Source organism: Vibrio sp. R12-SW3-ISO1 (assembly GCF_059834005.1).
The window spans coordinates 95,552-108,298 of record NZ_JCBDGK010000052.1 but is presented as its reverse complement, the minus strand read 5'-3'; the positions used below and the strand labels follow the sequence as shown (position 1 = coordinate 108,298).

The 12,747-nt window shown below is 48.6% G+C and carries 11 protein-coding genes; 9 read left to right on the top strand and 2 right to left on the bottom strand.

Going from position 1 to position 12,747, the window contains the following annotated elements; all coding sequences use genetic code 11:
* Positions 1-26 precede the first annotated feature (26 nt).
* Both AC6R0R_RS17260 and AC6R0R_RS17255 read right to left on the bottom strand, forming a co-directional pair.
* Entirely contained in the window at positions 27-905 is an 879-nt protein-coding gene (locus tag AC6R0R_RS17260) for a Fe(3+) dicitrate ABC transporter substrate-binding protein (protein WP_500627613.1), read from the bottom strand.
* Positions 905-3,028 (bottom strand): TonB-dependent siderophore receptor, encoded by a 2,124-nt coding sequence (locus AC6R0R_RS17255; protein ID WP_500627612.1) that lies wholly within the window; start codon positions 3,026-3,028, stop codon positions 905-907. Before AC6R0R_RS17255 ends, AC6R0R_RS17260 begins: the two co-directional genes overlap by 1 nt.
* A gap of 239 nt (positions 3,029-3,267) precedes the next feature.
* Between AC6R0R_RS17255 and AC6R0R_RS17250 the strand changes: the two genes are divergently transcribed.
* From AC6R0R_RS17250 to AC6R0R_RS17210, 9 genes are all read left to right on the top strand, one after another.
* Complete coding sequence (locus AC6R0R_RS17250; RefSeq protein ID WP_500627611.1) at positions 3,268-4,263, top strand: FecCD family ABC transporter permease; 996 nt, start codon at positions 3,268-3,270, stop codon at positions 4,261-4,263.
* Positions 4,260-5,228, top strand: coding sequence for an iron chelate uptake ABC transporter family permease subunit (locus AC6R0R_RS17245; protein WP_500627610.1), 969 nt, complete (start codon positions 4,260-4,262; stop codon positions 5,226-5,228). Before AC6R0R_RS17250 ends, AC6R0R_RS17245 begins: the two co-directional genes overlap by 4 nt.
* On the top strand, positions 5,228-5,992 hold the full coding sequence (fecE, locus tag AC6R0R_RS17240) for a Fe(3+) dicitrate ABC transporter ATP-binding protein FecE (protein WP_500627609.1): 765 nt from the start codon (positions 5,228-5,230) through the stop codon (positions 5,990-5,992). Before AC6R0R_RS17245 ends, fecE begins: the two co-directional genes overlap by 1 nt.
* A 106-nt stretch (positions 5,993-6,098) precedes the next feature.
* On the top strand, positions 6,099-7,541 hold the full coding sequence (locus tag AC6R0R_RS17235; protein ID WP_500627608.1) for a PepSY-associated TM helix domain-containing protein: 1,443 nt from the start codon (positions 6,099-6,101) through the stop codon (positions 7,539-7,541).
* 74 nt (positions 7,542-7,615) lie between these two features.
* The gene (locus AC6R0R_RS17230) at positions 7,616-8,338 is read left to right on the top strand and encodes a glutamine amidotransferase (RefSeq protein ID WP_500627607.1); all 723 of its coding nucleotides are present in this window, start codon (positions 7,616-7,618) and stop codon (positions 8,336-8,338) included.
* Positions 8,335-8,796, top strand: a complete 462-nt coding sequence (locus AC6R0R_RS17225) for an RpiB/LacA/LacB family sugar-phosphate isomerase (RefSeq protein ID WP_500627606.1) — start codon at positions 8,335-8,337, stop codon at positions 8,794-8,796. The genes AC6R0R_RS17230 and AC6R0R_RS17225 overlap by 4 nt, the downstream gene beginning before the upstream one ends.
* Positions 8,797-9,119: 323 nt before the next feature.
* Positions 9,120-9,902, top strand: coding sequence for a substrate-binding periplasmic protein (locus AC6R0R_RS17220; RefSeq protein ID WP_500627605.1), 783 nt, complete (start codon positions 9,120-9,122; stop codon positions 9,900-9,902).
* 135 nt (positions 9,903-10,037) lie between these two features.
* The gene (locus AC6R0R_RS17215) at positions 10,038-11,711 is read left to right on the top strand and encodes a methyl-accepting chemotaxis protein (RefSeq protein ID WP_500627604.1); all 1,674 of its coding nucleotides are present in this window, start codon (positions 10,038-10,040) and stop codon (positions 11,709-11,711) included.
* Positions 11,712-11,879: 168 nt separating this feature from the next.
* The gene (locus AC6R0R_RS17210; protein WP_500627603.1) at positions 11,880-12,656 is read left to right on the top strand and encodes a class II glutamine amidotransferase; all 777 of its coding nucleotides are present in this window, start codon (positions 11,880-11,882) and stop codon (positions 12,654-12,656) included.
* The last annotated feature ends 91 nt before the right edge of the window (positions 12,657-12,747 follow it).

Genomic DNA, 12,747 nt, shown 5'->3' with positions numbered 1-12,747 from the left:
GACACTCAATCAACCTACAGCGAGGCTCAATCCAGTGGTGATTTTGCCATCGCTTTCTCAAGATCACGGACGATAGCTTCAGCTGCTAAGATGCCTCGATTAAGCGACCACACCTGCGGAGAAACCTCGATAGCCTGCTGATTACCGCTAATATTCAACAACCTATAGAGCGGATTATCTTGCCATTGGTCAAGTAGCGTTGTTGTCGAGCGTTTACTGAAAAACAACCAATCTGGATTGACTTTCAACAACAACTCAAAATTTGCCTCGACGAGATGGCTCTCGGTCAGTTCAGGCATTGCGGGTTGTAACCCGAGCTCAGCCAACAAGCTACCGGTGTAGGACTGAGGGCCATGTAACCACATCCCTCGATCATTCACGTTAGCGAACTGTACGTTACCTTGCCCTTGAAAACGCCCTCGATGGGCCTCAATGAACACGCGATGTTGAGCGAGCCTTGCTTGCATCTCCGATGATTTACCAACAGCTTGCCCGATGGTCAACGCCGAGTTCAAACTATCTTGGTAACTTTCACCGCGACTTTTTAACAGTAAGGTCGGCGCGATGGCATTGAGATCATCCAAACTGACTCGATGACGGTGCGCATCCGCGATGATCAAATCCGGTTTCAATTGTGCAATCACCTCTAGATTGGGTTGAGACCGTATTCCAACCGATGTCCAAGGCTGAATACGTTCCCTCACTTGAGGAATAATTCGCTCTGGATCATGATCATCGGCAATCCCAACGGGGGATATTCCCACCACCGCCAGTGCATCCACAAAAGAATACTCCAATGCAACAATCCGCTGCGGGTACGCCACTTCATTGGTGCCTCTGATATTTGCTTGTACTGTGCACACACACAGTACAAGCAGCACACCCATTATATTGGCCGATCGCATCAGAATTGACCCGTTAAGCTCAGTGTCACTTCGCGAGGATCACCTGCGTAAATACGATGGCTATCCGTGCCTCCAACGTAGTACGTTTCATCAAATACGTTGGCGAGATTGAGTGATACTCGGTAATCCGTCATCTCATATTGAACACCGAGATCCACGGTGACATAAGCAGGCAACTCCACTCTCGAGCTCGGATCTTCGCTAGTGTATCGCGCACCTTCGTAATTCGCGCCGAGTGTGGTTCCCACGACACCGCCCGCAATCTGATAAGGGAAGTTATATTTAGTCCAAACATAGGCGTCATGGTAGGCCGACATCGGCGTGCGATTTCCTTCTATCGTCTCATCAGCATTCGCTGCAATTCTTGAATCAACATAAGCATAACCAAGCTTGACTTGCCAGTTGTCCACGGGCTGCATTAGCAGTTCCGTTTCAATCCCTGTACTACGTACTTCACCAAGCAATTCATAATCGCCGTTGTCGTTTTTCTCAACCACGTTCGATTTCTCAATGTCAAAATAGGCCAGCGTCCATTGGCTGCCCATTCCCATCAAGTCGGTTTTGAGACCAATTTCGTATTGACGTCCCTCTTCAGGATCAAATGCCTCATCACTGGCACTTTTCTTTTCAACACTATTGGGATTAAAGCTCTCTCCATAACTCGCGTAAAGCGATGATCGAGTCGCTAGCTTATAAACAACGCCAGCTTGCGAGACCCATGCATCCGTGGATTGAGTATCTTGAGTTGACTTACTGATGTAATCGAAGTCTACGTCTTGGCGCATGTAGCGCACGCCCGCCATCAGCGTCCAGTCGGGAGTAAGGTAGACAGTATCTTGAAGATAAGCACCGTAGTTGGTGTAGTCGGTAATGCGATGATCCACGTTATACGCACTCTCATCACGCTCTGTGATATCGATGGGATCGAAAAAGTCTACACTGCTCGTCGCGTAGGTTTCACGCAAAAAATCGCGCTTTTCTAAGCCGATATTGGTACCAATCAGCAGTTGATGCTCAATATCGCCAAGCCAAATACTGCCTGTGCTCCTCGCATCAATAAAATGATATTCACGCTTATTGACTTGATCTCTATCTCTCACGGTAACCGACTGTGACGTGTCTTTTACATCACGTGTCTCGTAGAGATGACGCGAGTCTTCATGCCACACACTGCGCCAATCAAGGGTAAGATCAAAGGCGCGAGTCAATGCGGTATTAAAAGTGGCGAACGCCACAAGTCCCTTATCTTCGTCTGTGTCATCCGCTGATTGATAATGGGTATCCAGCGAAGCAATCTGTTTGATGTCGTTATTGAGGACAGCCAGTCCGTTGTCTGCCACACGCTGCTCAGACTGAAGCTCTAAGCCAAAGGTGAGCGCTGTGGCCGTTGACGGTTGATAGGTTAAACTGGGGAACAGATAATAGTTGGTCTGATCGACGTCTTGACGATACGAGTCGGACTGCTCACCACTCACAATCATTCGATACAACCATGTTTTGCTGCTGTTAAGTGGCCCTGTCGAATCGAGCGTACCGGTAAATCCATTATTCTCGCCAACGCCACTGACCTCTGTGAGGTAACTACTTGCAGACACGTCGTACGTAATGGAAGCAACCTCTTGCGGTTTCTTAGTAATGATGTTGACCAGCCCACCCGGCTGTATTTGCCCATAAAGTATCGAAGCGGGGCCTTTGAGGATTTCAACACGCTCAACGTTCGCCGTTGTAGGAGAGCCGAAACGAGACGCTAATCCAGGCAGGCCATTCACTTGAATGGTATTTAAATCTGCGGGCATACCTCGGAGTGTAAAGCTATCTGCGTCTACCCCAGAGCGGCTTAACCCTGTGGTATAGCCATAGGCATCATCCAGCGTATTGGCACGGATATCTTGAAGAAATTGTTGGTTGATGATGTTAACCGTATGCGGCGTTTCCAACGGATCCACATCGGTTTTGGTCGCGGTGTTGACGCTAGGGTCGAGATACGAATTTTGTTGACCGACGATGACCATAGTGTCGAGTTCAGCTGTCTCGTCGCTAGAGCGGTCTTGTGCCATCGCAACCGAGGTAACGCCTAGCGAGAGGGCCAGGCATTGCGTGATAGTATTTGCAGCAAATTTCATAGATGAGATAAAAACCTTACATGTACGCGCTTATGCGCTTTTTATTGTCGTGATCGTGCTCGACTGGCTTGTCAGCCGGCACGACATGCGCATGGTAATTATTATCATTAGTATTGCAACTCAAAAATTCGGTTTTTATAACTATTTTTTATTTATCTAATGGTGAAATTGATTGTGATTATCATAACGGTTACACTTCCGCGCTTCGTACAATCGTCAATAGAATGGAGTCACTCCCCATGTTGACTTCTAAGCAGTTGGTTTGGCTGTGTTTTTCGCTCACCTTGTTGAGTGGAGTGAGCTACTCTGTCATCGCGTGGTCTAGTTTCCCTCTCAGCGTGATTGACCTTTGGTATTCCATGAGCACTAGCCCATCACCGAGTATTGAGCAACAAATCATTAGAACAATACGCATCCCTCGCGTCTTATCTGGCATGGTGATCGGCGCAAACCTCGCTGTTGCTGGACTGCTGATGCAAGGAATAACGCGAAATCGACTCGCCTCTCCTTCTGTACTAGGGATTAACTCTGGTGCGGCTTGCGTCATGGCACTTGGTGCCCTCAACCTACCTATACTGTCTGAATTTCCCAGTATTGTTCTAGCAGGTATCGGCGGTATGCTAAGCGGTGCAACCGCCATGTTGTTAGGTGGCGTGTTTAGCTCTCGCTCCAATCCCCTAAAATTGGTGCTTGCAGGTATTGCGCTTAATGCCTTGCTGATAGGTCTCACGCGTGCTTCTGTGATACTTGTCGACGATAACGCTTATACGATCATCACTTGGCTTGCGGGTTCCATCTCCTCTTTGGGTTGGAAGGAATGGCATACTCTATGGCCAATCAGCTTAGTTGGGCTAACGATGGCCGTAACGGTGAGTCGCCACTTAAACCTTATTGCCCTAGGTAACGAGTCAGCGATCAGCCTCGGTATCCACATCCCTAGGACCCAAGCCATCACGAGTATCGCTATCCTATTGCTCACCGCATCAAGTGTTGCCGTCGCAGGGCCGATTGGATTTGTTGGCTTGCTGATTCCACACATGGCAAAACGCTTAGTCGGCAGTAACTACGTCGTGTTAGTGCCCGCTTGCGCACTGCTCGGCGCAGCGCTAGTCACGTGGGCAGATGCTTTGTCACGCTCTATCGCTTTTCCCGCAGAAACGCCCGTTGGCGCTATCACAGCACTGATTGGTACACCCTGCTTTATCTACCTCGCTATTCGTCACTCAGACTCATGAACAGACTTGTATTTTTTACTCTCTCTGCCATCTTGATTAGCTTGATCGCTGTCAGCCTAATTGCCGGCGCAACGCATTTATCCGCTGTTCAAGTGGCGCACACTCTGATCTACGGGGGAGAGTACGACTTTGTCGTTAACCAATATCGATTGCCCCGTGTCATTTTAGCGATCGGTGTCGGCGCGGGCTTGGGGTTGTCGGGTGTCTTAGTTCAAGGGATCATTCGTAATCCATTAGCTTCTCCTGACCTCATGGGCATCAGTGCCGGAGCGGGGCTCGCAGCGACCGCATTGATGGTATTTTTTCCTCAGGCGCCTAATCACTTGTTATCTTTGTCTGCACTGTTTGGTGGCATGAGCGCTGCGGCAATCATCTACATCATCAACACAACCACTCAACCCACACCGACAAAATTAGCCCTTGTTGGCGTGTCGATCAGCGCTTTCCTTGCCAGCTTGATCGACTTTTTGATGGTGGTACACCCAATGGAAATCAATACTGCTATGGTTTGGCTTACCGGCAGTTTGTGGGGACGGAACTGGACACACGTTCCCACTATTTGGTTCACATTAGTGGTGTTGGTCCCCTATGCATTCTGGCTCGCTTGGCGACTCGATATTCTCGGTTTAGGCGACGACAGTGCCACCTCTCTCGGTGTCACTCCCACCAAACTGCAGTGGAGAGCACTGCTCTGCGCTGTCGTTTTGGCAAGTCTTAGCGTATCCATCTGCGGTACCATCAGCTTTGTCGGCTTGTTGGCACCCCACCTTGCGAAAATGCTGTTTGGTCATCAGCATAAAGCCTTGATTCCCGGCGCAGCGCTCATTGGCGGCTCACTTGTTCTTGCCTCTGACACACTGGCCCGCGGTCTGCAGCCACCAATAGAGCTACCCGCAGGTGTCTTAACCTCTTTGATTGGTTCACCTTATTTCATTTATTTGTTGCAACGTTATAAGGGCTGGTAATGATTACAGTACACAACCTGAGCGTCGGATACGGCGACACCACGATAATCAACAATCTGAACCTTTCGATCCCCAAAGGACGCATCACCGCCCTAATTGGTCCAAACGGTTGTGGAAAATCCACGCTGTTAAAAGCACTGGCTCGGATACACAAACCCATGCACGGTGAGGTATTACTCGACGGAACTGCTTTATCATCGTTTGGGGAAAAGTCTCTGGCACAGCGGCTCTCGCTACTGCCGCAAACTCTCCAAAGTCCCGAAGGGATAAGCGTTCAACGACTGGTTGAATATGGCCGCTCCCCCTACCTTTCACATTGGGGCAGACTCAGTGCCCATGACAAAGCGCTGGTTCAGCGCGCAATGGAGCAGACCGGCATTTCAGACCTCGCGTCTGTGCCTCTTTCAAGCTTATCAGGAGGACAACGACAACGTGTCTGGATCGCTATGATCCTTGCCCAAGACACCGATGTCGTGATGTTGGATGAACCGACGACTTACTTAGATTTATCCCATCAGATTGAGCTAATGAAGCTGATGAGAGAGATGAACAACCAAGGGAAAACAGTGGTTGTGGTGCTGCACGATCTAAATCAAGCATGCCGCTACTGCGACCATTTAGTGGTGATGCACCAAGGTGAGGTCGTCTCTCAAGGTGCACCGAAGGATATCTTCACCCCTGAGTTACTCAAAAAAGTATTTTCACTCAACGCGCACGTCGTACCGGATCCTATCGCTCATACACCAATGTGTGTCGCGTGCTAAATACGCCAACAATATCAATATAAAAATAATAGACCGATATAACACAAGTACACGCCATCATCACCAATGTCGTCGCTGTGAATAAGGCAGCCAAAAGGAAATCGCTATGTCGTCAAGCTCGTTAGAAGCGAAGAGCGCTCAATCTCATCACATTAAATCACGCTACTTTATGACTTGGCGTTGGCATTTTTATGCCGGGCTTTTTGTTATCCCATTTTTGATCATACTCTCGCTCACCGGTCTCATTATGCTGTTTGATGAGGAGATCGAATTCGCGAGGTACGAGTCAATATTAGCCGTTGTACCAGAACATCACACCACCTCTCTCACCCAGCAGATGGCTAGCGTCAACGCCGCTTTTCCTGATGCAACCATCACCCAATTCTCGCCTGCTCGCAGCGACAATACCGTCAATCGTTATTCGCTTGAAACACAAGATGGTCGCTCATTGATAGCCGCAGTGAGTCCATATTCAGGAACACTACAAGGTACGATTGACCGCGACCGGAGCGTGTACCAATGGGTAAACCGCATACATGCAAACCTGCTAATCGGTGATGTCGGCGATCGACTGCTAGAGATTGCTGCTAGCTTAGGCATCTTATTGGTTGTGACGGGCGTGGCCTTGTGGTGGCCAAATGATCATGCAAGACGAGCCGGTTTTCTAACGCTTCGCTTGGGTCAAGGCCGTCGAGTCTGGTTACGTGACTTACATGCCAACTTAGGCGGTGTATTGTCACTTGTGTTGCTGTTTTTCTTAATTTCAGGTCTCGCCTGGACTGGGATTTGGGGCGCCAAATTAACGCAAGCTTGGAACACCTTTCCCACCTACTACACATGGGGAGAAAAGCCGAATTCTCAGCTTACGCATCAAGACTTAAACCCAACTGGCCACAAACAGATGCCGTGGAATCTTGAACAAACCCCACTTCCTCAATCTGAGGAGGGTCCAACCCACGATCACGCCAATATGACCACCCAGATGCCAGCGGCGACACACTCTCATCTTGGTAGTATTACGCTCGACGAGGTGGTCGAGCAGGCACATCAACTCGGCTTTACTCGCTACCATGTTTATCTGCCACTCAGTGAAAAAGGCGTTTACACGATTGCCGCCAATTCGATGAATGGCGACAATTTTGACCCTCGCCAAGACCGGACACTCCATCTCGATCAATACTCCGGGACGCCCGTTCTCGATGTAACGTGGCAAGATTACACCATATTTGCCAAATGGATGGCAGCTAGCGTGTCACTCCATCAAGGCGATGTCGGGTTGTGGAACAAGGTATTCAATGTTTTGTTTTGCCTTATTACGCTGTTTCTCTGTGTTTCTGGCACGATGATGTGGTGGATACGCCGCCCTCAACGCGCTCGATTAGGTGTGCCATCAACCTTTCAAAGCGATCGAGTTTGGAAGGTTGGGCTAGTGACACTGTTCATCATTGGGCTACTCTTTCCGCTCGGCGGGATGACCATCTTGGTTGTGTTGGCCATAGACGCTTTGATCATTCAACGGGTTGGTAAGCTGCGCCAGTGGTTTCAGTAGTCACCAGCAAGACATTGCGTCTAACCAGTAAATTCTCTAGATTACATCCATGACCAAGGAAGGAGTCCACCACTATGAAATCACTGCTTATCGTCAACGTCGGTTCTGCGCCCCAAAATCAGCTCGAAAAATATGGTGATTTTGAACTTTGGGCTCAAGAGGCGATTGGAACCACACCCCTGCCCATTCGCTTTCATGATGGTATCCATGGCCTCTTTCCACCTTATGATGAATTAGCAGGTATGATCATTATGGGATCGTTGTCGATGGTGACCGAGCAGACGGCATGGATGACATCACTGAGTCAGCATATTCGAGCGCTGCATCAGCAGCACATACCGATGCTCGGTATCTGTTTTGGCCATCAGCTGATCGCCCATGCTCTGGGTGGCAAGGTGGATCTTAATCCCCAAGGATTGGAGCTAGGCACGGTGGAAATCTCTAAACACCCAGAGCACGATCCACTCTTTTCTTCCCTACCGGATACCTTTCCTGCTCAAGCCATCCATTACCAATCGGTGCTCACACTGCCTGTTGGTGCTCACCGACTTGCCGCCAGCAAAATGGATCCTCACCATGCTTTTCGCGTGGGCGACAACACCTGGGGCGTACAATTTCATCCTGAGTTTTCTGCCGCTATCATGAACGACATGATCGCAGACTTAAACACACAACTGGGCGATAAACTCTGCAGTGACCTGCAAACCAAGACCTGTCAAACACCGCTAGCGACGAGTATACTGCCGCGCTTCGCCAAGCACTGTCTCGACAACGTATTAACGCAGGAGCAAGCATGAAACTGGTCATCGCCAACGATCACAATGGGGTCGATTTAAAACGTCATCTCGTCGCGCATCTCTCTCAATTAGGTCATGAAGTCATTGATCTTGGCAGCGATACTAAGGAAACCACCCATTCGGCTTTTTATGCCGTTGAAGCATGCCAGTATGTAAAGCAAGGTGACGCTCGTTTTGGCATTCTCATCTGTGGTACGGGAGTGGGCATGTCCATTTGCGCGAACAAGGTCAATGGTATTCGCGCAGTCTTGGGCAGTGATAGTTACACGGTCAAGCAGTCCCGTGAGCATAACGATACCAACATACTCGCGCTTGGTGCATTAACGACCGACAGAGTCAAAGCAGCGGAACTCGTGACGACTTGGATCCACACCCAGTTTGATGACAGCGTGAAAAGGCGGCTTCGTTTAGGACTCATTCAGGATATTGAAGCCGATCAAACACTTCGTCGCTCCTGACTTGTCACATTCAGAGAAAAAATGTCACATGTATTATTATATCTTTTATGCTATGGTTGCATCGTCTTGGTAGACAACCAAAGACAACTAGCCATTTGACGATACTGTGCGTTGTACTATCCACAGGTCAACGAGCTAGCCCTCTTTTGGCTAGCTCGTTTTATTTTCCCGCTTTACGGTCAACTCTCATTAACACTTTTCGCTCCTCATTATTGACGTATCATATGCAAAGCGTAGTATTGCGCTACGCTTATTGATATGAACCCAATCCCACTTATATTCCGATCTGTGGGCAGTGGTACAACACGTCACGGAGGGAATCCATGTTGAGAGGTTGGCAATGGGTTTGGCTATGTGGGTTGCTGCTCACTCCTTCTGTCTACGCGCACGACTCGATACGAGAAGTTGCCCTCGCCATTGGTGAGTTTCCGCCTTATACCTCAGAGTCTCTTCAACATCACGGTATCGCCAGTCAAATCGTCACAGAAGCCTTTGCGCATGTAGATATAGAGGTGACGTTCGCCTTTTTCCCGTGGCCGAGAGCCTACAAACAAACTCAAGTAATGAACAACATATGGATAGGCACATTTCCTTGGATTTGGACACCTCAGCGTGATGATGACTTTGTCTTCAGTGACCCTATCATTGTGAGCCATGACTACCTCTATTTTCTCGACGGTTACCAAGAAAGCTATCCCAATATGGAAGCATTGGAAGGTACGATCCTCGGGGCTCCGATACATGTTAGCTATCCGTTATTAGAGCAAATGGAGGCAGAGCAGCGTCTAACCATAGAGCGAGTGGGCACCTACGAAGATTTATTCGGACGGCTACTCCATCGACGAATCGAAGTGATCTCTTTAGAAGAGCACGTGGGTCGCTACCTCATGCAGGCCCTGCTCGATGGTGAGGAAATGACTCGAATTGCCCAATCTCGTTTTCCGACTGAAGAGCGTCGTTACCACCTGATGATTTCAAAACGGCATCCCCAAAGCAGGCTCATAGTTGAAAAGTTCAATCAAGGGCTTGAGCAACTGCATCGCTCCGGACGCTATGAGGAGATACTCAATACGTTGCAATTGCCCGATCCGGATAGCGGTTTGTGAGCCCTGCAAAGCTTTGCTTACTCTCTCATATACCATCAGAAAAATAATCGCTACATTAACAAACGAATTGCAATAACGCTGGTTCCCCCCCCCTACATCTCAAGCCAGCATCAAAAAATAATGTGGAGCATGGTTATGCATTTAAAAAGTCGCGGGAAGTTGCTGTCAATTACTATTATTCCCCTCGTGCTGATTACCGTTTTAGTGACTGGGATCTTCTATTGGAATGGCGTCCGAGATCTTGAGGAGCAATCCAAACTGTATCGTCAGGAACTCATTGAATCTCGTCAAGATGAGCTAAAAGCGTATCTATTGATGGGGCGCACGGCAATCCAATCTCTCTATGAGAGTGATAAAAATGGTGAAAACATTCCGCAAGCAAAACACATTCTTGAAAGTATGCGTTTTGCGGATGATGGTTACTTCTTCGCCTACAACTCGCAAGGCGTTAACACGATGCACGCCATCAAGCCATCGTTAGAAGGCAAAAATCTCTATGATTTAAAAGATGATAATGGCGTTCCCGTCATTGCTGGACTTATCGACGCCTCTCAAAAAGGTGACGGTTTTCTTTACTTCTCTTGGCATAAGCCATCCATTGATGCACAAGCACCAAAATTGGGTTACGCGGAACACCTATCCAAATGGGATTGGGTATTGGGTACAGGGATTTATATCGACGACGTCGATCAGCTCGTGGCTCAATATCGTGTCGAACGTGAAGCCAACATCATGTCGGATATCGGCTTTGCCGTTATGGTTTCAGTGTTAGGCCTTATTATCACTATTATTATTATCAGTTTGGTTGTGAACAAAAGCTTGTTACCGCTGACCAATATGGCTCAACGACTTCATGACGTAGCACAGGGGGGGGGTGATTTAACCCGCCGTTTGGAAACGAAAGGACACGATGAGGTTGCTCAGCTAGGTCAAGCATTCAACACCTTTATGGATAAAATGCAGCCACTGATTAAAGATATTCAAAACAGTTCTGTTTCCGTGATGCAAGCAGCCCACGATTTAGATGCTCATACCTCTAAGTCGAGCCAAACAATGCAACATCACAGTCAAGAAACGGAAAAAGTCGTCACGGCAGTAACGGAAATGGCGGCGACCTCTCGTGAAGTCGCGAACAACACTAACCTGACCTCAGACTCGATAAACGAAGCAAATCAACAAATTCAAGATGCCCAGCAAGAGGTGGCTGAAGCGATGAGGAGCATCAACGAATTAGTTGCTGAGGTGAACATTGCCTCTGATGCCATTGAGTCTTTGAGCGATCAAACCCATCAAATCACCAGTGTGATAGAAGTGATTGGCGGCATCGCAGAACAAACCAACTTGTTGGCACTGAACGCAGCCATCGAAGCGGCGCGAGCAGGCGAACAAGGTCGTGGTTTTGCTGTCGTGGCAGACGAAGTCCGTTCATTGGCGAGTCGAACGCAATCAAGTACAGAAGAGATTAATGAGATGCTCAGAGCGCTACAAAATGGCGTTAAAAAAGCGGTCTCAACAATGTCGGCCAGCCAGCAACGTGGAGAAAAAACGGTACAAGATTCTTCTGTAATCCAGCAACGCTTGGGTGGCATTGAAACATCAGTCCGCACGATTCATGATATGGGGATACAAACCGCCGCCGCCGCTGAGGAGCAAAGTGCCGTTGCGGAAGATATTAATCAAAACCTCGTTGCGATTCAGCACATCGTTGAAGAGCTAAGTGCTGATTTACAACGTGCTGAGCAAATTAGTTCTTCATTGGCTGTTTCCGGAGAGCACGTTAACGATCTCGTGGGCAACTTCAAAGTTTAGCCTGATTACACAATCGTAGGCTTAAAAATGAGTCCAGAGTCATGATCCTCGGGCTCATTTTTTATTTACTTTTTCATCGTCAAGCCTCACATTGTCACTGCGGCGCAGGGTGATTGCATCGATGATTCGCGCCCTGTTGAGTGGTCGTTTTGTTGAGTAGGTTGCAGTATGTGTCGATGGTTGGCGTATCAAGGTGAGCCCATTTATCTCGATGAGTTGGTGTACAAACCAGAGCATTCGTTGGTTCATCAAAGCTTAGAGGCCCGAAAGGCTGTCACGCGAGTCAATGCCGATGGCTTTGGGCTCGCTTGGTACACAGAGCGCAGTACGCCAGGGCAATTTCATGAGGTTTTGCCTGCTTGGGGGGATCAAAATTTACGGTCTCTCGCGCATCATATCCGTTCGCACCGATTTATGGCGCATGTCCGCTCTTCGACTGGCGCGCAAGTGTCACGATCCAACTGTCATCCTTTTATCGTCGATCATTGGATGTTCCTTCACAACGGTCAAATCGGCGGTTTTGAACAGGTTAAGTTCATGCTTGAACGTTTGCTGCCTGAATCACTCTACCTTCTTAAACGCGGCTCCACTGACAGTGAACTGATTTTTCTCTTGATGATCAAAAACGGCTTATTTGACAACGCTGTTCGTGCCATCAGTCTTACTATTGAAGAAATAGAAGCCACCCTCAAAGACAAGGCGATCACAGAGCCTTTCAAAGCCTCAATGTGCCTCTCAAACGGAGCTCAGTTTTGGGTCGTGAGATACAGCACTGATAGCATCGCGCCGACGGTCTTTATCCGCTGTTTGGATGGGAATATGACGCTAGCCTCCGAGCCTCTTGATAGCAAAACCCAATGGGATGCGGTTCCGGTGCAAACCATCACCGAAATTAACGGCTGCCAGCAAACCAGGACCCCGATAGAGCACTGTGTGCAGAGATGAAACCGATCGTCCATATTTCCGCTCTTCGCCAATCGAGAAATCGCGCGTATTTCAATGACATGGCGTATACTTTACTGCAAGCCAACCCGAT